21 protein-coding genes are annotated in these 19716 nt (G+C 71.8%); 13 read left to right on the forward strand and 8 right to left on the reverse strand.

The window, feature by feature from the left end; all coding sequences use genetic code 11:
- The first annotated feature begins 10 nt into the window (after positions 1 to 10).
- Entirely contained in the window at positions 11 to 1714 is a 1704-nt protein-coding gene (locus Aiant_RS08585; RefSeq protein ID WP_189332543.1) for a DEAD/DEAH box helicase, read from the forward strand.
- Positions 1715 to 1782: 68 nt separating this feature from the next.
- Here the strand turns inward: Aiant_RS08585 and Aiant_RS08590 are convergent, their stop codons facing one another.
- The 3 genes from Aiant_RS08590 to Aiant_RS08600 form a co-directional block, all read right to left on the reverse strand.
- Positions 1783 to 2730: a protein NO VEIN domain-containing protein gene (locus Aiant_RS08590; RefSeq protein ID WP_189332542.1), complete on the reverse strand. Its 948-nt coding sequence runs from the start codon at positions 2728 to 2730 to the stop codon at positions 1783 to 1785.
- A gap of 187 nt (positions 2731 to 2917) precedes the next feature.
- The gene (locus Aiant_RS08595) at positions 2918 to 3832 is read right to left on the reverse strand and encodes a DUF5995 family protein (protein WP_189332541.1); all 915 of its coding nucleotides are present in this window, start codon (positions 3830 to 3832) and stop codon (positions 2918 to 2920) included.
- 73 nt (positions 3833 to 3905) lie between these two features.
- Positions 3906 to 5156 (reverse strand): sensor histidine kinase, encoded by a 1251-nt coding sequence (locus Aiant_RS08600; protein ID WP_189332540.1) that lies wholly within the window; start codon positions 5154 to 5156, stop codon positions 3906 to 3908.
- 69 nt (positions 5157 to 5225) lie between these two features.
- Here Aiant_RS08600 and Aiant_RS08605 point away from each other — a divergent pair, with 69 nt between their 5' ends.
- Positions 5226 to 5873: a response regulator transcription factor gene (locus Aiant_RS08605; RefSeq protein WP_189332539.1), complete on the forward strand. Its 648-nt coding sequence runs from the start codon at positions 5226 to 5228 to the stop codon at positions 5871 to 5873.
- A 91-nt stretch (positions 5874 to 5964) separates the two neighbouring features.
- Here the strand turns inward: Aiant_RS08605 and Aiant_RS08610 are convergent, their stop codons facing one another.
- Positions 5965 to 8574, reverse strand: a complete 2610-nt coding sequence (locus Aiant_RS08610; RefSeq protein WP_189332538.1) for a winged helix-turn-helix domain-containing protein — start codon at positions 8572 to 8574, stop codon at positions 5965 to 5967.
- Between the two features lie 270 nt (positions 8575 to 8844).
- On the opposite strand from Aiant_RS08610, the gene Aiant_RS08615 reads away from it, so the two are divergent.
- The 6 genes from Aiant_RS08615 to Aiant_RS08640 all read left to right on the forward strand — a co-directional run bounded on the left by Aiant_RS08615 (position 8845) and on the right by Aiant_RS08640 (position 12442).
- Entirely contained in the window at positions 8845 to 9606 is a 762-nt protein-coding gene (locus Aiant_RS08615; RefSeq protein ID WP_189332537.1) for a hypothetical protein, read from the forward strand.
- Positions 9607 to 9624: 18 nt separating this feature from the next.
- Positions 9625 to 9942: a hypothetical protein gene (locus Aiant_RS08620; RefSeq protein WP_189332536.1), complete on the forward strand. Its 318-nt coding sequence runs from the start codon at positions 9625 to 9627 to the stop codon at positions 9940 to 9942.
- A complete protein-coding gene (locus Aiant_RS08625) occupies positions 9935 to 10681 on the forward strand; it encodes a WXG100 family type VII secretion target (RefSeq protein ID WP_189332535.1) in 747 nt (248 codons plus the stop codon). The genes Aiant_RS08620 and Aiant_RS08625 overlap by 8 nt, the downstream gene beginning before the upstream one ends.
- 25 nt (positions 10682 to 10706) lie before the next feature.
- A complete protein-coding gene (locus tag Aiant_RS08630; RefSeq protein WP_189332534.1) occupies positions 10707 to 11147 on the forward strand; it encodes a hypothetical protein in 441 nt (146 codons plus the stop codon).
- A 55-nt stretch (positions 11148 to 11202) separates the two neighbouring features.
- Positions 11203 to 11946 (forward strand): WXG100 family type VII secretion target, encoded by a 744-nt coding sequence (locus Aiant_RS08635; protein WP_189332533.1) that lies wholly within the window; start codon positions 11203 to 11205, stop codon positions 11944 to 11946.
- Between the two features lie 61 nt (positions 11947 to 12007).
- Positions 12008 to 12442 (forward strand): hypothetical protein, encoded by a 435-nt coding sequence (locus Aiant_RS08640; protein ID WP_189332532.1) that lies wholly within the window; start codon positions 12008 to 12010, stop codon positions 12440 to 12442.
- 85 nt (positions 12443 to 12527) lie between these two features.
- Here Aiant_RS08640 and Aiant_RS08645 read toward each other — a convergent pair whose 3' ends face one another.
- On the reverse strand, positions 12528 to 13562 hold the full coding sequence (locus tag Aiant_RS08645; protein WP_189332531.1) for a peptidoglycan-binding protein: 1035 nt from the start codon (positions 13560 to 13562) through the stop codon (positions 12528 to 12530).
- 119 nt (positions 13563 to 13681) lie between these two features.
- Between Aiant_RS08645 and Aiant_RS08650 the strand changes: the two genes are divergently transcribed.
- From Aiant_RS08650 to Aiant_RS08660, 3 genes are all read left to right on the forward strand, one after another.
- On the forward strand, positions 13682 to 14353 hold the full coding sequence (locus tag Aiant_RS08650; RefSeq protein ID WP_189332530.1) for a hypothetical protein: 672 nt from the start codon (positions 13682 to 13684) through the stop codon (positions 14351 to 14353).
- The gene (locus Aiant_RS08655; RefSeq protein ID WP_189332529.1) at positions 14322 to 14990 is read left to right on the forward strand and encodes a DUF4166 domain-containing protein; all 669 of its coding nucleotides are present in this window, start codon (positions 14322 to 14324) and stop codon (positions 14988 to 14990) included. The genes Aiant_RS08650 and Aiant_RS08655 overlap by 32 nt, the downstream gene beginning before the upstream one ends.
- 361 nt (positions 14991 to 15351) lie before the next feature.
- Positions 15352 to 16071, forward strand: a complete 720-nt coding sequence (locus Aiant_RS08660) for a class I SAM-dependent methyltransferase (RefSeq protein ID WP_189332528.1) — start codon at positions 15352 to 15354, stop codon at positions 16069 to 16071.
- Between the two features lie 6 nt (positions 16072 to 16077).
- On the opposite strand, the gene Aiant_RS08665 is transcribed toward Aiant_RS08660, so the two are convergent.
- Positions 16078 to 16857 carry a phytanoyl-CoA dioxygenase family protein gene (locus tag Aiant_RS08665; RefSeq protein WP_212847008.1) on the reverse strand — a complete coding sequence of 260 codons (780 nt, stop codon included), beginning with the start codon at positions 16855 to 16857 and terminating at the stop codon, positions 16078 to 16080.
- An 86-nt stretch (positions 16858 to 16943) separates the two neighbouring features.
- On the opposite strand from Aiant_RS08665, the gene Aiant_RS08670 reads away from it, so the two are divergent.
- Complete coding sequence (locus tag Aiant_RS08670; protein WP_189332526.1) at positions 16944 to 17426, forward strand: phosphatase domain-containing protein; 483 nt, start codon at positions 16944 to 16946, stop codon at positions 17424 to 17426.
- A gap of 3 nt (positions 17427 to 17429) precedes the next feature.
- Here Aiant_RS08670 and Aiant_RS08675 read toward each other — a convergent pair whose 3' ends face one another.
- Both Aiant_RS08675 and Aiant_RS08680 read right to left on the reverse strand, forming a co-directional pair.
- Positions 17430 to 17927, reverse strand: a complete 498-nt coding sequence (locus tag Aiant_RS08675; protein ID WP_189332525.1) for a hypothetical protein — start codon at positions 17925 to 17927, stop codon at positions 17430 to 17432.
- 26 nt (positions 17928 to 17953) lie between these two features.
- Positions 17954 to 18748, reverse strand: a complete 795-nt coding sequence (locus tag Aiant_RS08680; protein WP_189332524.1) for an alpha/beta fold hydrolase — start codon at positions 18746 to 18748, stop codon at positions 17954 to 17956.
- 83 nt (positions 18749 to 18831) lie between these two features.
- On the opposite strand from Aiant_RS08680, the gene Aiant_RS08685 reads away from it, so the two are divergent.
- On the forward strand, positions 18832 to 19689 hold the full coding sequence (locus tag Aiant_RS08685) for a macro domain-containing protein (protein WP_189332523.1): 858 nt from the start codon (positions 18832 to 18834) through the stop codon (positions 19687 to 19689).
- The last annotated feature ends 27 nt before the right edge of the window (positions 19690 to 19716 follow it).

The following is a 19716-nucleotide window of genomic DNA, read 5'->3' on the forward strand; positions in this document are numbered from 1 at the left end:
TCCTGCCCACATGGACGAAGACCCCACTACCAGCACCGATGCAGGCTTCGCTGAGCTGGGGCTGCGTCCCGAACTGCTGCGTGCCCTAGCCGATCTCGGTTACGAGGAGCCCACTCCCATCCAGCGTGAGGCCATCGGCCCACTCGTCGCCGGGCACGATCTGGTGGGCCAGGCAGCGACCGGCACCGGCAAGACGGCCGCGTTCGCCCTCCCGCTGTTGCAGCGTCTGACCACCGGCACCTCCGATGACCCCGTCGCGCTGGTGCTCGTGCCGACTCGGGAGCTGGCCGAGCAGGTGTCGCAGGCCGTGCATCGGTACGGGCGGGAGCTGAACGTCCGGGTGCTTCCGGTCTACGGCGGGCAGCCGATCCACCGGCAGTTGCAGGTGCTGCGGCGCGGGGTGGACGTCGTCGTCGGCACGCCGGGGCGGATTCTCGATCACATCGAGCGGGAGACGCTGCGGCTCGACGCCATCCGGACCGTGGTGCTGGACGAGGCCGACGAGATGCTCGACATGGGCTTCGCCGAGGATATCGAGGCGATCCTGGCCGAGACGCCCGAGGAGCGGCAGACCGTGCTGTTCTCGGCCACCATGCCGCCCCGGATCGACGCGATCGCCCGGCGGCACCTGCGTGACCCGCAGCGGATCCGGATGGGGCGGGACACCGCCACGGCCGACGCGCTGCCGACCGTGCGGCAGAGCGCCTACCTGGTCGCCCGCGCGCACAAGGCCGCCGCTCTCGGCCGGGTGCTCGACGTCGAGGCGCCGACCGCCGCGATCGTCTTCTGCCGGACCCGCGAAGAGGTGGAAGAGGTCACCGAGAGCCTGAACGGCCGGGGCTTCCGCGCCGAGGCCCTGCACGGCGGCCTGAGCCAGGACCAGCGTGACCGGGTGATGGGCCGTCTCCGGGCCGGCACCACCGAGCTGCTGGTCGCCACCGACGTGGCCGCCCGCGGCCTGGACGTGGAACAGCTGACCCACGTGATCAACTTCAACGTGCCGTCGGCCCCGGAAGCCTACGTGCACCGCATCGGCCGGGTCGGCCGCGCCGGGCGCACCGGCGCCGCCATCACCCTGGCCGAGCCGCGCGAGCAGCGCATGCTCAAAGCCATCGAGCGGTTGACCGGTCAGCGGATCGTACTGGAAAAGCTCCCCACCGTGACCGACCTGCGGGCCCGGCGCCTCGAGATGGTCCGCACCACCGTCGTGGAAGGTCTGGACGCCGACGACCTGGACCGTTTCCGGTCAGTCCTGGCCTCCCTCACCGACGAGGCCGACCTGGAGCAGGTCGCCCTCGCCTGCCTGAACCTGCTGCACGAGGCGAACGGCGGCGACGTCGACGAGCCGGAGATCCCGTCGATCGCACCCCAGCGCGAACGCGAGTTCGACAACCGCGCCGCCCGCCGCAACGGCCCCGGCGCCGACCGCTACAACGACCGCGGCCCGGGCCGCGGCCGCTCCGCCGACAGCGCCGTGACCAGGGTCTTCGTCGGCCTGGGCCGGCGCGCGGGCCTGCGCCCGCAGGACCTGGTCGGCGCGATCGCCGGCGAGGCGGGCCTGCCCGCCCGCGACATCGGCGCCATCCAGATCACCGACCGTTTCTCGCTGGTCGAGGTCCCGGAGGCGGACGCCGACCGGGTCATCCGGGCCCTGAGCCACAGCACCATCCGAGGCCGCCGCCCCACCGTCCGCCGAGACCGCCCCCACCGCTGACAGTCCGCTCGCATGCCGCCGATCCGGTTCCCCAGCAGCTCGGGGGGCCGGTATCCGGGAGAGACAGCTCAGTGCCAGCCGCTGACTCTCCCGGTCCAACCGGTAGCTTTCAGGTCCTCGGGGGGCGCCTGGTAGTTCTCGACGTGAAGCAACTCGCCACCGCTGGTGGCATGCGGGAAGACGGAGCGATCCACCTGGATGTCGCGAACCACCACCAGGTCCGCTCCGAACGGACAGCTGCGGAAATGCTGGACCTCGTTCGGCGTGTAGTTGACGTCCCCGCCGGCACCGGTCGTGCCCTTCACCTCGACGTGCTTCTCCTCGCCGGTGACTTTGGTACACACCAGGTCATAGGGTTTGCCGAGGGTCCGGATCTCGTCCCAGCCGAGACCGCGGTAATGCTCGATCGCCATCGCGACGGCGTGGTCCTCGAGCGCTTTGTTGAGTGCGGCGTCCTGGGACCGGCCCTGCCCTTGGCTTCGACGGTTCGGCCGTTCCGGAATCACGTCACCAGCGGTACGGCTGAGATCGACAACTCCGCTCGACGTGACAGGTGCGTCCAACACCTGGCGAAGGTCACTGAGGTCCACCCGGCAGTACACGCCACGGTTACCGGTGCCGGAAAGGCGCAAGGCCTCACTTCCGGCCAGTCCGAGTGGCCCGTTGGCGCTGGTACTCACGCCAGTGGCAGCGCCGATGACGGTGATCCCGATCCGGCACGGATAAATGATCTTGTTATCTTCGATCTCGTCCGGCCAATGCGGGGCATGACCGGTGTAGAAATCACCGCTGACTTCGCAGAGAAGGATGTCGGCGACGCCACTCTGCCAATCGGCGGCCGGCTGCCTCGGTCCACCGCTGCTGTGCGAATAGCCGAACAAGACCCAACGAACGGAACTGCGGTAGTCAGGCTCGAAACTCTTGAATCCCCAAGTCCGGGTTCTGATGCCGTATTCGAAGTTGCGGGACCCGTTGGGGCTCGAGGAGGACCAGACCGCAAGAACGTCGTCAGACACGAAGCGCACCCATTCGCCGCCGGTTCGATCCGGCCACGCTAGATCGGCTCCGGATAGCGGCATGTCAGGTTGTCGCAACGCTACGGTGGCGACGCGACCAGACGGCATCGCGGCGCCGGCATCGCGGGCCTGCCGTAGCGGCCTCGAGGGTGGCGAACCGAACCGGGCGGCGATCCCGCCCGGGTGGTCAGGGCTTCGTCGGGCGGCCGGTGAGGCGACGCCAGAGGCGGGTGGCCCAGGCGGTGGCCGTCAGCCAGAGGACCTGGAGCAGGCTGGTGCCCTTGAGCAGGGCCTCGCCGGCGCAGGCCGAGGCACGGTCCATGACGCGCAGGGCGTGGTCGTAATCCTTCGGGTCGTCGCGGAGGGCCCACAAGGTTTCGGCCTGTTCCCAGGCCATGGCCCGGGTGGTGCGGACCAGGATGCGCTGGCTCCAGTCGTCCAGGTCGCCGACGCATTTGTCGATCTGGAGCTGCCAGGCGGTGGCGAAGCGCCGGCGCAGCAGCGGGATCTGCTGGTAAAAGATCTTGTTGACCAGCAGGTAGTCCGGGTGTTGCGGGCCGTCGCCGGGGTAGCCGAGGCGGTCCCAGGTGGCCAGCAGGGCCAGGGCCAGGTCGTGGTTGATGTGCGCGTTGACGCCGAGGACCGCGGCGTCCATCACGGTCACCTTGTCGTCGTAGGCGCGGCGGAACAGGACCTCCCAGGCGTCGGCCGGGTCCTTGCCGGGGACGCCCCAGGCGCCGAGCGCCTTGAAATACAACCGGGCGAACTCGACGTCGAGGACCTCGAGCCACTCCGGGTCGACGCAGTCCGGGCTGCGCAGGCTCTCGGCCACCTGTTCGGTGATGGTCAGGTAGAGGGTGTTGAAGGCCGCGACCCGGTTGGTGCCCGGGCTCGGTGGAAGAAGATCCAGAACTTTCTGTACGGCCTTGAGCCGGTCGATCACTGCGAGGATGTCCTCGGGCTGCTCCTCGACCAGCGCCAGCATCTCCTGCTGGGCCGGTGACCAGTCGTGCGCCACGGAGGTGACGGCGAGCGCGATCCGCTTGCGTCCCTCGGCCAGCGCCACGGCACTGGACTCCGCCCGTACTCGATCGAAATTCACGTTCTTCATGGTGGGGCTGCACGTCCGTCCGCAAAACCTCTTCACGCGGTCGGATCCCCGACGTATCAGGCTCTCAGCCGATCGTGACGAGGTCGCTGGGCACCTCGATCGCGACGTCGGTGGTGCCACCGGCCGGGCTGAACACCGTGACGAACCCGTCGAACGGCGACAGCCGCCGCTCGATCCCGGTCAGCCCGGTGCCCCGGCTCGGGTCGGCGCCGCCCACCCCGTCGTCGTGCACGGTGACCCGCAGCCTGCCGTCGGTGTAGCGCAGGTCGACGCTCGCGTGCGTGGCCCGCGCGTGCTTGACCACGTTGCCGAGCAGCTCGGAGACGACGAAGTAGACGGCCGACTCGACCGGCGGCGACACCCGGCCCGGTACGTCCGCGGTGACGTCGACGTGCAGCGGCAGGGTCAGCGCGAGCGCCCGGACCGCGTCGACCAGGCCGCGGTCGGCGAGCACCGGCGGGTGGATGCCGCGGACCAGTTCGCGCAGTTCGCGCAGGGCGTTCGCGGAGCTGTTCTTGGCCTCGGTGACCAGCGCCAGCGCCTGCTCCGGGTCGCGTTTCATCAGCGTCTCGGCGGCCGCCAGGGTCATCCCCATCGAGACCAGCCGGGCCTGGGCGCCGTCGTGCAGGTCCCGCTCGATCCGCTGGATCTCGGCGGCCTGCTGGCTGACCGCGTCGGAGCGGCTGTCGGTGAGGTGCCGCACCTGCTGGGTGAGCTCGGCGCGGCTGCGCCCGTCGAGCATGGCACCGACCCAGTTGCCGTGCAGCCGCAGGAACACCCGGCTCAGGTACAACCCGGCGGCGATCTCGGCGCCGGCGACCACCGCGGCCAGGTTCGCGGTGACCTGGTCGACCAGCGGGACGAACAGGAACCAGCTGTTCTCCCAGCCCCAGTCCTGCACCACGATCCGCCAGGTGAACGGCGCGGTGAGACCGAACAGCCCCTCGATCACCATGAGCACCGGCAGCAGGCCGAGGAACGAGCCGACCACCGGGTTCAGCAGCAGCCAGCGCAGGTCGCGCCAGGTGGCCGTGTCGCCGAGCATGGCCCAGCCCCGCTGGACGTGGCCGATGAAGCCGGGCTGCCCGGCCGGGATCGGCAGGTACTGCTCCTCCACGGTGACGCCGGTCCACTCCCGGGCCAGCTGCCGCTGCCGCGCGGTCCGCGCCCGGGCCGCGTCGAGCGCCTTCGGCAGCAGGGGCACCCCGATGCCGATGGTCAGCACGCTCACGCAGAAGTTGATCCAGACCAGCAACAGCGAGTCCACCAGGGCCAGTCCGGCGAGCTTCAGCCCGCGCACCAAGTCATTGAGCATGTCCGAAGCATGCCAACCGGACGCCGCCGGGTCAGTGGTACTGGGACCACAATCGACTAGGGTCATCGCGTGCGCCTGATTCTCGCGGAGGACCAATTCCTGCTCCGGGAGGGCCTGGTCAAGCTGCTGGAGGCACACGGCCACCAGGTCGTGCGGGCGGTGACCGACGGGCCGGCGCTGCGCGCGGCGCTGGCGGCCGAGGAGTTCGACGTCGCGCTGGTCGACATCCGGCTGCCGCCCGGCTTCACCGACGAGGGCCTCCAGGCGGCACTGGAGGCGCGCCGGGCCCGGCCCGGTCTCCCGGTGTTGCTGCTCTCCCAGTACGTCGAGCAGCTCTACGCCACCGAACTGCTCGCCGACGGGGCCGGCGGCGTGGGTTACCTGCTCAAGGACCGGGTCTTCGACGGCGAGCAGTTCATCGCGGCGCTGCGCACGGTCGCCGGCGGCGGCACCGTGATGGACGAGGACGTGGTGTCCGGGATGGTCGGGCGCAGCGACCGGCTCGCCTCGCTGACCGCGCGGGAGCTGGAGACGCTGGGGCTGGTGGCGCAGGGCCGGTCGAACGCGGCGATCGCGGCCGCGATGTTCGTGACCGAGAAGGCGGTCGCCAAGAACATCAACAGCATCCTGGCGAAGTTGCAGCTCCCGCCGTCGACCGACGACAACCGCCGGGTGATGGCCGTCCTGGCGTACCTGGGCGCACAGGACGGTTTATGAGTTACTGACCGGAAAAACCCGATTTGAGTACGCCCGGAGCACGCGCTCCCGCGGCGTACGCAAAGCGGGTCTTGATCTTGATTGTGATCGGTCAGAGGAGGCCGCGGTCCTGGGCCAGGGTGACCGCCTCGGTGCGCCGCGAGGCGCCCAGTTTGCGATAGACGGCCCGCATGTGTGCCTTCACCGTGTTCACCGAGACACCGAGGTCGGCGGCGATCTCGGCGGCCGTGAGCATCGTCGCGAGGTAGCGCAGCACCTCGGTCTCCCGCTCGCTCAGGCTCTCCACCGGGTGCCGGGCCCGGCTCGGGCGCAGCTCGCCGACGAAGTCCGCGACCAGCGGGGCGAGCAGCCGCATCCGGTGTAGGAGCGCGTCGAGCCGCGGGTCATCCATGATCAGGAACGGTCGGCGGATCCCCTCCCCGGCAGCAACCGAGACCGCGTCGGCGAGCAGGTCGGCGGCCTGCACCGACTGCCCGCGCACGTCGGCCAGCAGCGCCGCCAGGATGCCGGCCTCGACCCGGCCCACCGTGTCCTGCTCGGCGGTGCCCACCTCGGCGAGCAAGCGCTGGGCCTGCCGGAAGTCGCCCTTGAGGTAGGCGGCCCGGGCCAGCAGAAGCGGGTCGGCGCCGCCCGGATCGGCGCCCGCCGCCAGGTCGACGGCGGCCTCGATCCGGGCCAGCCAGTCGTCGACGGCCGGCATCCGCATCCGCGCGGTACGCGCCACGCGGGCCTCGTCGCACAGTTTCCGGGCGGCGCCGAGGTTGCCGCGGGCGGCCGCAAGCCGGGCCTGCACGCCGAGGCCGATGAGGTGCTGCGCCGCCTCCGGGTCGCTGTGGTGACCGCGCAGCCCGTCCTGCACCGCCTGCCGGGCGCCGTCCAGGTCGTGCCGCTCCAGCCGGACCAGGGCCAGAGCGAAGTATGCGGGCACGGTCTGCAACGCGTAGCGCCAGCCGCGCTGCTCGGCCAGGTCGACGGCGCTGGTGGCCAGCGTGGCGGCCTCGTGCACCGACCCGGACATCACCTTGAGCAGCGCCAGGTGCCCGGACGCGTTGATCTCGGTCAATTCGACCCCGGCGACGCGCGCGGCGGAGGACCCGGCCCACAGCTCCCGTTCGGCCTCCTCGGTCCGGCCCAGCCAGAGCAGGGCCAGGCCGCGGTTGCCCAGGGCGATCGCCCGGTTCTGCGCGATCGCGGAGACCGGCACGGCCTTGGCCCCGCCGAGCAGGTCGAGCAGCAGGCTCGCACCGGCCAGCAGGGCGGGCATGTCGCCGCGAGCCCGGTCGGCGGCCAGTTGCAGGGTGCGCGACATGATCTCGACCGGTTCGCGGACGCTGTCCGGCCGGTCGTGCGACAGCTCCCGGACGGCGTAGAGGCGGGCCGGGATGCCGTCGTAGTCGCCGGCGTGGAACAGCAGCAGGGCCGCGCAGAACATCAGCTCGGGAGTGGTGGTCAGCTGCTCGGCCGGCACGCCGCGGAGGATCTTCACGAGCGCCGCGCGGTGCGCCGACACGATCAGCGGCGCGGCCTGGGTGACGACCAGGCGTCCGACGAAGGCCCAGTCCCGCGCGGAGACCGCGTGGGCGAGCGCCTCCAGCACCGAGTTGTTCGCGGCGTGCCAGCGGGCCGCGCGGCGGTGCAGGTCCGGCACCACACCGGGGGTCTCCACCCGCAACCGGTGCCCGAGCACGTCGCGCAGCAGCTGGTGATAGCGGAACCAGAGCGGCTTGGCGCCGAGCCGGACCACGAAGTCGTTGTCGTGCTCCAGCTCCTCGAGGATCCGCTGCCCGTCGGTCCGCTGGGTGATCGCGTCGGCCAGGCCGGCGCAGACGTTCTCGCAGATGCTGGTCTGCAACAGGAACCGCCGCTGCCGCCGGGTGCGGTCGGCCAGCACCTCCTCGGTCAGGTAGTCGTCCACGCCTCGCACATTGCCGGCGAACTCGGTGATGGTGCGGGCGCCGTCGTGCGCGGCCAGGAAGCCGGCCGCCAGCTGGAGCCCGGCGGCCCACCCCTCGGTGCGGTCCACCAGGGTGGTCATCTCCTCGGCGGACAGCGACAGCCCGTGCCGCCCGACGATCTCGGCCGCCTCGTCGTGCCCGAACGCCAGCTGCTCGGCCCGGATCTCGGCGAGCTGCCCGGCGGCACGCAGCCGGTGCAGGCGCAGCGGCGGCTCGGACCGGCCGATCAGCAGCAGCCGCAACGCCGGCGGGTGGCGCAGCAGATCGGTCAGCTCGCGCAGCACGTCCGCGTCGTCGATCTCCTGGACGTCGTCGATCACCAGCACGGTGCCGGCCGCCAGCCGGGCCAGTCCGGCGGCGAACAGCCGGCCACGCTCTCGCGGATCGGCCGGGACCGCCCCGAGGTCGGCGAGCGGGTTGCCCGCCGGGACGACGCCGGCCACCCGCAGCGCCGCCAGCAGGTAGGCCCAGAAGACCTGGGGATCGTTGTCGTGCCGGTCGACGCTCAACCAGGCGACCGGGGCGTGATGCCGCTGGGCCCACCCGGACACCACAGTGGTCTTGCCCCACCCGGCGCCGGCGCAGACCAGCGTCACCGGCTTGCCGATCGCGGCGTCCAGCAGGTCGTGCAGCCGCTGGCGGGCGACGCCGGCACGGACCGTCTGCGGGCGGGACGTCTTCGCCTCGACCAGCGGCAGCAGGACCGCGGGCGCGACCCGGTCGGATGTTCCCGCGTCCGTGCTCATGCCCGTCGAACCTCCGCCACGTCCCCCGTATCGCCCCCGGCACGATCGCCGCGCTGGTGACGCGGAGTCAATCGTCGATCGAGCGTGCGCCGGATGGTATACCGCCAGGCTAGGAATCAAAAACGGTCATAGGCGGCGAGGAGGGGACACCGCGCCGCATCCGGACCGCAGCGACGCGCCCCAAGGTGATCAAGCTGGTCGATGAACCTTTCGGTCCGGCCAGGTGTTGTTATCGAAGACCGGCGAACTCACCGATGGGCGGGAGTGTCCATGAGCAACGACTTCGAGCCGCTCGCGGCCCGGGCCGCGGCGGCCATGCGCAGCGCCGAACTGAGCGGCCAGGGCGAGGACGACAGCGGGGCGGTGCTGGTCAGGCTCGACGGGAACGGGCGGGTGGCTTCGGTACGGGTGACGCAGCGCTGGCGGGAGCGGGTCGCGGCCTCGGCGCTGGGGGATGCCGTGGTGGAGGCGGTGCGGGCGGCAGGGATGGCGCGGTTTGCGGCTTGGGGTGCGACGTTCGCCGACGGCGCGCAGCCGGCCGGGGGCGGCGGGGGTGCGGTCTCCGGTCACGGCTCGGCCTTGGCCTCGGGCTCCGGCTCCGGCTTTGGCAGCGGCGACTTCGCCCGGGAGCTGAGTCGGCTGGCGACGCGGCGGATGAGCTCGGACGACAGCCGGGTGGCGCTGAGCGAACTCCTGGCGATCCTGGAGGACGTCGAGCAGGGGCTCGACCAGGCGCTCGACAGGGTGACGGCGGCGCGGTCGAACAACTACACCGGGCACAGCCCGCGCCGGGACGTGACCGTGACGGTCACCGGGGGCGGCGAGGTGAGCGAGGTGCGTTACCACAGCCGCTGGCTGGCCGAGGCGCACGAGGCGAACATCGGCCGGCAGACGGTCGCGGCGTTCCAGGCGGCGTATGCCCTGGCTGCCCGGGACAGCGTGGACACCGTGATCGCCGAGAGCCGGCTGGGTGCGGCACAACGGGCCGTCCAGGATCCGTTCGAGCTGGCCACCCGGCTGCGGTTGCGGTGAGCGGGGAGGCACGGGCAGATGACATTACGGGTGGCGCTCGACGCCCTGCGACACGACGCGGACACCTGGGAACGCGTCTCACACGTGACGAAACTGGCGGCGGACGAGGCGAGCGGGCTCGGGCTGACCGCGCACGAGGTCTCCGAGATGGTCGCCCGGACCCCGTTCCTCGCGACCTATCAGGAGATCCAGGAGAAGACCGCGCGGTTGCTGGCGCAGGCCGGGGAGAAGACCCTCGACCTCTGCGTGACCCTGCACCGAGTCGCCGACCTTTACGAACGCAACGACGAGGACGCGGCCGAGCAGTTGAAAGGGGTGTGGGACGTCCATGAGTGACGCCGCCCTGGCCACCATGGAGGCCGAGCTGATCGGAAAGGTCCTCCACCTGGTGGACCAGATCGAAGAGAAGACGCAGCGGTTGCACGCGGCGGTCGCGCGCGGCTTGCCGTTCTTGCCGCCGCCGATGCGGATGCAGGCCACCGGCGCGTGGCAGGAGTTCTGCGACGAGATGACGAACTACTGGAACTTCTGGCGCGATGTCTTCGCGAACATGGGCTCGCCGTCGCAGCTCAAGACGATCGCCTACACCTGGTCCGATCGAGTCGGCAGCCCGGTGAGCAGTCAGGTGCAAGCCGTGGACGCCGGGCAGTTGACCGTCGACGACAACTGGGACGGCGACGCCGCCAAGGCCTATCGCGACTTGCTTCCGGCGCAGAAGGACGCGCTCACCCAGATCAAGGCGACCCTCACCGATGCCATCGGGGATTCGCTCAACAGCATCGCGGACGCCATCCGGGTCTTCTGGGGCACGATGATCGCCACGTGTGTGCCCCTGGTCGGCGGGCTCATCGGCGCCATCGGCGCCTCCGGAACCATCATCGGCATCCCGGCCGCCGTCGTGGCCGTGCTCGGTGCCGTGATCACCGCGTCGATCGGGATGAACATCGCCATCGCGATGCTCAAGTCCTCGTCGGAGTCCGCCAGTTCGAAGTTGCGCCAGAAACTCGGTGAGGACACGGCCTTCGGTGGAGGTCAGTGGCCGCCGACCGCCACCGGTGGCCCGCCCCTGCGATGACGACAGCATTGGAGAACCGATCGTGATGACCGGAGCGCCGACGATCCGCCACCCGCGACTCCTGACCCGTGCCTGGCTGGTCCTGCTGCTGCTCAGCAACCTCGCCATCGCCGCCATCGGCTTGCAGGTCCTGAACGAGCAGCGGCACGGTTCCGGGACGACTCCCGACACCGGCGCACTCGAGATGTGGGGGGTCAGCGCCGCGATCGGCGTGGTGACGGTGGCGCTGGCACTGGTCGCGAGCTTCGCCGGCCGGGCCGGTCGAGGCATGAGTGACATCGCCTGGGGGGTGGCGTGGCTGCGGCTCATCGCCCTGCCCGTCGTCGCGGTGAGCATCGCCGCGAGTTTCGGCCTCAACGGCCTGAGCGGTGGCTTCGTCGTCGTCGTGGCCATCGCCGAGGCCGCCACGACGCTGGTCTGCGCGGGCGCCGTGCGCCGCCAGTGCATGCGGCTGGCAGGCGCCTGACCGTCTGCCGGTCGTCCGAATCCGGGTCAGGAACTGGAGGGAGTGTGGGAGGTCCATGAGTGACGCGGCACTGGCCACCATGGAGGCCGAACTGATCGGGAAGATCCTGCGGCTGGTGGACCAGATCGAAGAGAAGACCCGGCTGTTGCATCAGGCTGTCGAGCGAGGGCTGCCGTTCCTGCCGCCACCTATGCGGATGCAGGCCACCTCCGGCTGGCAGCGATTCTGCGACGAGATGGCGGACTGGTGGAGGTTCTGGCGAGAGGTCGCCGTCAATCCCGGTTCGCCGTCGAGGCTCAGGGATCTGGCGGCCGCCTGGACCGAGCGGGTCGGCGGCCCGGTCAGCGGCGAGGTGCCGACGGTCGATGCCGGACGCCTGAGTGTCGACGACAACTGGGACGGTGACGCCGCAACCGCCTACCGTGCGCTGCTCCCGGCGCAGAAGGATGCCCTGACGCAGATCAAGACGACGCTGACCGACAGCATCACCGACGCGCTCGACGGCATCGCCAACGATCTCGTCGTCTTCTGGACCGCGCTGATCGTCATGATCGTGCCCCTGATCGCCGGGATCGCCGGCGCGATCTCCACCTCGTCGACCGTGATCGGCATTCCCGTCGGCGTCTTCATCGCGCTCGGCACCGCGGCGACCGCGGCCGTGGCGCTGAATGTGGCCATCATGATCCTCAAGTCGTCGGTCGACTCGAGGACCACGAAACTGCGTCAGAAGCTCGGTGAGGACACGGTTTTCGGGGGCGGCTGGCCGCCGACCGCGACCGGCGGGCCGCCCCTTCGATGACGAGAGGACAGGAGACCCGACCGCGATGACCGAATTATCGAGGACTCGCCCTTCGCACCCGTTGACCCGTGCCGGCCTCGTCGTACTGCTCTGCTACGACGCCGCGGTCGCCGTCATCGGCTTCCTGTTCCTGTACGACCAGCAGGACGGGTTCATGCGGACCGCCGAGGTGGCGCCGTTCAACCTGTGGGCGGTCAGTTCCGCGGTCGGGGTCGTCACGCTCGGGCTGAGCTTGCGGGCAAGCCTCGTGGGCCGGGCCGCCCGGGGCGCCGGCGATCTCGCTTGGGGACTGGCCTGGATCCGGCTTCTCAACCTGCCCGTCTTCGTGTTCATGATCGCCGTCGGCTTCGGCATCGACGGCCCGGGCAATCTCATGGCCATCATGCTGACCGTCATCGAGTCGGTGACGACCTTCGTCTGCACGGTTGCGGTTCGCCGGCAGCTCCGCAGGGACGCACAGCGGGCCGGAGAGGCCTGGGCACCTCCGGCGCGTTGAGGCCTTCCGGGTCGGCGGCCGAGGTGCGACGCCCGCCGCACCCGGCTCGTGCCGCAGGGTTCGGCCGTGGCGCTGCCCGCCGGGGTCAGCCGATCAGGGTGGCGAGGTCTGCCTCGCTGCCGCGGAAGGCGTTGCCGTCGCAGGTGTGCTGTCCGCCGATCACCGCGTCCGAGGAGAACTGGAGGATGGCCGGGGTACGCCCGCTGTACGCCCCCCACCCGGGATGCTTCCCCTGCTGGGTGCGCTGCCACTCGGTACGCCAGTGCGCCGGCGCCCCGGATCCGCGGTAGTCGGACGCCCAGAGCGGGTCGGTGCCCGGGATGCTGTCCCCGTACGCCCACTTCGGCGCGTAGTGGAACCCGACCGGTTTCCCGGTCCGCCGGTTCAGCTCGGCCAGCAGCGCCGCCCCGGTCTTCGGGCTGACGTGGTCGTAGACGACGCCCTTGGAGTCCTTCCAGATCTCGGTGTCCACCTGCCAGCGGAACCGGTCGTGCCCGATCAGCCCGGACGCCTGCGCGTTGAGCGTGTCGATGGCGAACTCGGCCTGGTCGGCGACCGGCCGCCCGGACCGGGCCACCACGTACGCGCCGAACCACACCATCCCCGCGTCGCGCGCCGCCTTCAGCATGTCCCCGCAGCGTTTGTGCACCGTCCGGCCGCCGGGACCCCACTCGCTGACCTTGTGCGTGAAGAAGCGGATCCCCTCGCCGTAGGCCGCCCCGACATGCCCGGTGCGCATCCCCCGCCCGTAGTCGAAGTCGGACGCGTCCCACCCGAAGACGAACCCGCCGCCGGGCGCCAGCGTGGCCGCCTTGAAGAGTTTGGCGAAGTCGTCGGCCCGGATCTCCCCGAAGGACGCGGCGCCGGGCATCTCGGCCCGCTGGAACGCGGTCACCGCGTCGGCCGTCAGCTTGCCGAACAGCCCGTCCGCCCAGGACGCACCCGGGTCGGTCACCCCCGGCACGTACCCCTTCCGGATCAGCTGCCGCTGAATCTCCCTGACCCACACCTTCTCGTCCGCCGTGGTGCCGCCGTGCGCCTGCGCCGGACCGCCGAGCGGACCGAAGTAGTGCCCGCCCGGCAGCGGCCAGGTCGTCGAGAACCCGGGAAGCTGCGCCATCCCCCGACTCTCGGCGCTCCCCGCGCGAGATCGGCAGCCTTCTGTCCTCGATCCAGCCTCTTGAGCAATCGCTCAAAACTGCTAGGTTTGAGCAGTCGCTCAACTCGGAGGGAGGTGCGGTGGCCAGGATCTATGTCGAGACGACCATCGCCACCACGCTGGATCGTGTCTGGCACGCGACGCAGGACCACCGCCTGCATCCCCGCTGGGACGCCCGCTTCGGCCGCATCGACCCGGTGCCGGGCAGCGTCCCGGCCACCTTCACCTACGCCACGGCGGGGATCGCCGGTCACGGCGTGCACAGCGGTGAGCGGCACCGGCATGGCGGCGGCGCGGTGTCCACGCTGCGGTTCGGCTCCGCCGACCGGCGTTCGCCGATCCGGGAGGGTTCCGGCTATTGGCGGTACGTTCCGGTTCCCGGCGGTGTCCGCTTCCTGACCGGTTATGCCTACCGCACCCGGTGGGGCTCCGCCGGCCGGCTGGCCGACCTGGTCTTCGGGCCGGCGTTCGGCTGGGCCACCGCCTGGTCGTTCGACCGGCTGCGGATCTGGCTGGAGCACGGCGTCACCCCGGAGCGGGCCCGCCGGCACGCCGTGGCCGAGCTGCTGCTCCGCGCCTCGCTGATCGCCGTCGCGTCGGCCTCCGGCGGCGGCCCGCCGGCCGTGCTGCTCGCGACGGCACTCGCGCTCGCAATTCCGCCACACCCGCTCACCCCCGCGGCCCGCCGGTGCCGCCGGCGGCCAGGAAAGGAAAACCGTCGTGACCTCGGTCTTCGAACAAGCTCTCGGTGACGACTTCGGTCGCCTGCACCCGCGGCTGCAACGCCGGTTCGGCGTCGACGGCGAGCGCGACCAGGGCTGCGTCGGCACCGGCGTGATGAACCGGGTCTGGCGCGGCCCCGGGTTCACCGCGCCGTTCCTGCACCTCGGCACGCTGCGGCACGTGCTGTTCCCGGAGACCGGCACCGGCATCCCGTTCACCATCGAGAACTACGCCTACCGCGACACCTACGACCGCCCGACGCTCACCTTCGTCCGCACCTTCCAGGTCCGCCCGCACCGCCGCCGCCGCTTCGACGCCACGATGGTCTACCACCCGGGGCGGGACGTGATCATCGATTACCTGGGCACCACCCAGCACATCGCCGTCGACCTGGACGTCTCCGTCGACAGCAGCGGCGGCCTGCACCTCCGCAGCGGCGCACAGACGTTCCGCGGCGGCCTCCCCTGTCCGCGAGCGATCACCGGCGACGCCGAGGTCCACGAGTGGTGGGACGAGAAATCGGACCGCTTCCGCATCCAGGTCACGGTCACCAACCGCCGCTTCGGCCCGCTGTTCGGCTATTACGGCAGCTTCACCGCCGCCTACGCCCCGGCCGGCGCCCCGGTCCCGGCCGCCGTCCGCCCCCTGCGCGAAAACCACTCCTGACCACAGAACCGCGGGTGACCGCGAGGTCCGCCGCTTCGCGCGGGTCGCCGGGCCGCGAGGACGGGCGAGGTTCGCCGGGGATGCGGATCGTCATTTTCCGGTACGACCCGGAGCACCTGGCGACCGGCTCGCGAGGCCGCGACCGGTCCGGACCGTGGCGCGTGTCGTGCGGGTTCGCTGGTGGGAACGGTTGGTCGACGGCCGGGACTACCGTGCGGGTCGGCGGACCCGCACGAGTCGCGGTGCGGTCGTGCGGGGGCCGGGCCTCGCGAGCCGACTGCCACGGGGCCCCTCGTCGTACCGGAAAAGGAACCGGAAACCTGCGGGCGGCGCCGCGGCAGCGAGGATGGTGGTGATCGCGATGGACAACGTGGAGGGACGGCCGGACTACGGGTTGGACGCGCCGCCGGTGGTCTATGGGTTCGCGGGGCTCGCCGTGGCCGGCGCCCTGGTCGCCGTGCTCGGGGTGAGCGTCTCGTTCTGGCCGCTGACCGCGCTCGGCGTGCTCTGGCTGGCGACCGGGGCCCTGACCGCGACCGCCATGGTCCTCTCGTCCCGGATCGGCAAGATCCGGCTGCGGGATCGGCTGCTGGACCGCGAGCGGCTCGCCGACGACGCGGACGTGCTCGACCTCGGACCGGGCCGCGGCCTGATGCTGCTCGGCGCGGCCGTGCGGGCGCCGCACGGCACCGCGACCGGCATCGACCTGTGGCGGGCCGGTGACCAGGGCGGCACCAGCCGGGCGAACTGCCTGGCCAACGCCGCACGCCTCGGCGTGACCGGCCGGGTGACCCTGGTCGACGGCGACATGAGCGACCTGCCGTTCCCGGACGAGTCCTTCGACCTGGTCACCGGCTCGCTGGCGATCCACAACATCGCCGACCGGGCGGCCCGCCGCCGGACCATGGAGGAGGTGCAGCGCGTGCTGCGGCCCGGCGGACGGCTGCTGCTGATCGATTTCAGCAGGACCGCGGAGTACGCGGCCGATGCCCGGGACGCCGGGCTGGCCGAGGTGCGGCGGTCGGGCCGCAGTTTCGCGATGTACCCGCCGGCGCGGGTGGTCACCGCGGTCAAGCGGTGACAGCGGTCAGCCGGCGGTGCGGAGCTGGCTGGTGTCGGCGAGGCCGTCGACGATCGCGCGGGCGACCGGGGACGGATCGGAGCCGTCGATGGCGAACCCCTCGGTGAGAACCGCGGGCTGGGCCATCATCCGGGGTTCGGCGCCGCGGTGCGGCCAGGTCGCGGTGTGCACGATGAACGGGTGGCACAGGTAGACGTCGCCGGCCGCGCCGGTCGCCTCGGCCGTGGTGCGGCAGAAGGTGGACGGGCGGAGCAGGGACGGTACGTCGCCGCCCGGCATGCCGGGCTCGCCGCGGGTGGCCAGGGCCGCGGCGGCGTAGCGGTGCGAACCGAGGATCAGCCGGGTCGGGGCGTCGTCCGGGCCGACGTCGGAGAAGAGGAAGAGGGCGAGCAGGCCGCGGGCCTTCGAGTGGACGTTGGCCCAGTACTCGCTGCCGCCCCACCAGGAACCCTCGATGTGCCAGCCGACCTCGCCCGGATACTCCTCGGACGGGAACCGGACCGGGATGGTGCCACCGACGTGGGGATGCGCGGCCCAGCGACCGGGACCGATCAGCTCGTCGTAGGCGGCGCCGAGCTCCGGCGAGGACGCCGCGCGCCGGAACGGTTCGCCCTCGGGCGTGTTGATCCTGATCAGCGGGGGTCGCCAGGTGCCGCGGTCCGCGGCGCGCACCCCGTGCTCACCGAGCCGCGCCCAGATGATCTCCCGGCAGCCGGCCGCGGTGTCCGCGTCGAACGCGCCCCGCACCACGGTGTAGCCGTCCCGCACGAATCCGTCGACATCCACGCGCCCCATCGTGGCCGGGCACCCGATCGGTGTCGACGCCATTACCGGGGTGCATGATCTAGTGCAGGTAGCGGAATGGGGAGTGGATGTCTGAGGCGTCGCTGGCCGTGTTCGACGTGGACGGGGTGGTCGCCGACGTGCGGCACCGGCTGCGGCACATCGCGAACGGGCGGAAGAACTGGGCGGCCTTCTTCGCCGCCGCCGACCGGGACCCGGCGCTGAGTGACGGGGTCGAGCTGGTGCACGAGTTCGCCCGGGACCACGATCTGGTCTGGCTCACCGGGCGGCCCGAGCACCTGCGGCCGGTGACCGAGCGCTGGTTCGCCCGGCACGGCCTGCCGGCCGGGCGGCTGCTGATGCGGCCGGAGCACGACCGGCGACCGGCCAAGGACTACAAGGCCGACCGCCTGCACGGCCTGGCCGCGGACCGGACCATCGCGGTGATCGTCGACGACGACCCGGACGTGGTGCGCCGGTTGAAACGCGACGGCTTCCCGGTCCGCCTGGCCGACTGGGTCCCGCACGAGAAGACGCTGCGCCAGGCCCAGGAACGCGACGGCCGTACCTGACGGTCAGCCGGGGCCCAGCGGGACCGGCGCGCCGGCGGCGTCCTGTGCGGTGTACGTCCAGGCGCCGCCCGGGTCCGGAAACGTGATGACGAAGAACTTCGCCGCTCCGGTGCCGGCCGGCATCGGCTTGGCCGCCACGGTCACCGGGTCGTGCCCGGGCGCGGTCGCGGTCACCGCGGCCGCCGGTGCGGTCAGCAGGCCGTACGCGAACTCGCTCCGCCCCGGCCCCTTGCCGTCCAGGTAACGTCCCCCGGAGGGCCGGTCGTCCCACGGCCCGCAGCCGCCGCTGAGCTCCGGGTCGGTCCGCATCCCGGCGTCCCGCAGCTCCAGGCAGATCTCATGCTGCTCGTCGTGGAACGTGACCAGCGTCCACCCGGCGCCGCCGATCGTGCCCTCGTCGAGTTTCACCACGTCGGTGGGCTCGAACGGCTCCGGCTCCCCGGAGCACCCGCCCGCCGCCAGCACCACGGCAGCGGCGGCGGCACCCCAGAAACGGCGCATGGCTTTCCCTCCCCCGCTGACCGAGATCAATGCGAGATCGTACGGTCCGCGAAGCCGGCGACGATGCGGGCCACCTCCGCCGGGGCGGCGAGGTTGGCGCCGTGCCCCTGGCCGGGCATGGTGGTCCGCTCGGCGCCGGGTATCGCCGCTTCCAGGGCGGCGAGCCGGTCCGCCAGGTGGCCCGGGCTGCGGTCGCCGCCGAGCAGCAGGACCGGGACCCGGATCCCGGCATAGGCCGCCCGCCGGTCGCCGAGTGCGTCGATGGCCAGGTTGTCGTCGATCTGCCGGGGGATCATCCACCGCCACCGCGGCACCATCGCCAGCAGCGCCGCGATCGGCCAGACCGTCCGCGGCGGGAGCCGCACCACGTCCCGGAGGAAGATCTGGATCGCTCGCCGCGGGCTGCCCGCCGCCAGCGCCGCCTGCGCCCGGCGGATCGCCTCGCCGCCGAGCGGCTGCTCGGTGACCACCGGTGGCTCGTACAGCACCGCCCCGGCGAACGCCGCCGGCTCGGCCAGCAGTGCCTCCAGCGCCACCACCGCACCGGACGAGTGCCCGACCAGCAGCACCGGCCGCCCGAGCGAGCGCGCCAGCGCGACCGTGTCGGCCACCTCGGCGGCCAGGCCCGGTGGCGGCGTCAGGTCCGCGCGATACCGGCGGCGCCTCATCCGTACGACCTGGAACCGCCCGGTCAGCCGCTCCGCCACCCGGCGCCACGCCGACTCGTCGTTCATCCCGCCGTGCAGGACGACGATCCCCGGCCCGGTCCCGTCACTGGCCGCCAGCACCTCGGTGCCGTCACCGGCCGCGATCCGCATCATGGGCACCCCCGTTCCGTTGATTCTGCCCGGTCCGGTCACGTCGTGGCGTGGACAGGGTTGCCGGGACCGGTCAGGATCCGGGGATGCGGTGGGTGATGACGGGGCGGGGGTTGCGGCGGTGGGCGTTCCACTCGTTCGCGGCGTTCGGGGTGGTGGCCCTGCTGTTGCAGTCCTATCAGGCCATCTGGGACCGACCGCTGTGGCCCGGGCACGCCGGGCAGGTCGCGGTCGCGGTCGCGCTGGCCTCTTTTCTGTACGGCCTGATCCGCGTCCGGCCGGCGAAAGCGGTGGTCCGGGACCTGAAGCGACCCGCGTGCCGGATCGAGGTGGTGCCCGGCGACCTGTTCGAGCAGGACGACTCGCACCTGGTCGTGGGGTTCACCGACACCTTCGACACCGACGTCACCGACGACCGGGTGGTGCAGGCCGGGAGTGTGCAGGGGCAGTTCCTGGAGCGGGTCTACGGCGGGGACCGGGTACGGCTCGACGCCGACCTGGACAAGCTGCTGGCCGCCGAGCCGGTGGTGACCGAGTTGACGCGCGCCACGAAGCCGTACGGAAAACGTCGTCGTCATCTGGTCGGGACCGTGCTGGTGCTCGGTGACCCGCGCCGGCACTTCTTCGCGGTCGCCTACAGCCGGATGGGGCCGAACCTGGTGGCCCAGTCGTCGGCGGACCAGCTCTGGCACAGCCTGAGCCGGCTCTGGGCCGCGGCGCACGAGCACGGGCAGCGGCGGCCGCTCGCCATGCCGGTGGTGGGCGCCACGCTGGCCCGGGTGGACGCGCTGGACCGGGAGGCGCTGCTGCGGCTGATCCTGCTGTCCTTCGTGGCCGCCTCCCGCGATCACCTGGTCACCACCCGGCTCCGGGTGGTGCTGCGCCCGGACGAGTTCGCCGACGTGAACCGGGCCGAACTGAAGGCGTTCCTCGATGCGATCTGAGCCGGACCGTGATGGAGTGGACAGGCC

It is taken from the genome of Actinoplanes ianthinogenes (genome assembly GCF_018324205.1).
GTDB classification, from domain to species: Bacteria; Actinomycetota; Actinomycetes; order Mycobacteriales; family Micromonosporaceae; genus Actinoplanes; species Actinoplanes ianthinogenes.

Excerpts from the sequence above, each read along its gene's own strand:
- Aiant_RS08585 (WP_189332543.1), top strand. The coding sequence starts at position 11 with ATGGACGAAGACCCCACTACCAGCACCGATGCAGGCTTCGCTGAGCTG.
- Aiant_RS08600 (WP_189332540.1), bottom strand. The coding sequence starts at position 5,156 with ATGCTCAATGACTTGGTGCGCGGGCTGAAGCTCGCCGGACTGGCCCTG.
- Aiant_RS08610 (WP_189332538.1), bottom strand. The coding sequence starts at position 8,574 with ATGAGCACGGACGCGGGAACATCCGACCGGGTCGCGCCCGCGGTCCTG.
- Aiant_RS08615 (WP_189332537.1), top strand. The coding sequence starts at position 8,845 with ATGAGCAACGACTTCGAGCCGCTCGCGGCCCGGGCCGCGGCGGCCATG.
- Aiant_RS08620 (WP_189332536.1), top strand. The coding sequence starts at position 9,625 with ATGACATTACGGGTGGCGCTCGACGCCCTGCGACACGACGCGGACACC.
- Aiant_RS08625 (WP_189332535.1), top strand. The coding sequence starts at position 9,935 with ATGAGTGACGCCGCCCTGGCCACCATGGAGGCCGAGCTGATCGGAAAG.
- Aiant_RS08630 (WP_189332534.1), top strand. The coding sequence starts at position 10,707 with ATGACCGGAGCGCCGACGATCCGCCACCCGCGACTCCTGACCCGTGCC.
- Aiant_RS08635 (WP_189332533.1), top strand. The coding sequence starts at position 11,203 with ATGAGTGACGCGGCACTGGCCACCATGGAGGCCGAACTGATCGGGAAG.
- Aiant_RS08645 (WP_189332531.1), bottom strand. The coding sequence starts at position 13,562 with ATGGCGCAGCTTCCCGGGTTCTCGACGACCTGGCCGCTGCCGGGCGGG.
- Aiant_RS08660 (WP_189332528.1), top strand. The coding sequence starts at position 15,352 with ATGGACAACGTGGAGGGACGGCCGGACTACGGGTTGGACGCGCCGCCG.
- Aiant_RS08670 (WP_189332526.1), top strand. The coding sequence starts at position 16,944 with ATGTCTGAGGCGTCGCTGGCCGTGTTCGACGTGGACGGGGTGGTCGCC.
- Aiant_RS08675 (WP_189332525.1), bottom strand. The coding sequence starts at position 17,927 with ATGCGCCGTTTCTGGGGTGCCGCCGCCGCTGCCGTGGTGCTGGCGGCG.
- Aiant_RS08680 (WP_189332524.1), bottom strand. The coding sequence starts at position 18,748 with ATGATGCGGATCGCGGCCGGTGACGGCACCGAGGTGCTGGCGGCCAGT.
- Aiant_RS08685 (WP_189332523.1), top strand. The coding sequence starts at position 18,832 with ATGCGGTGGGTGATGACGGGGCGGGGGTTGCGGCGGTGGGCGTTCCAC.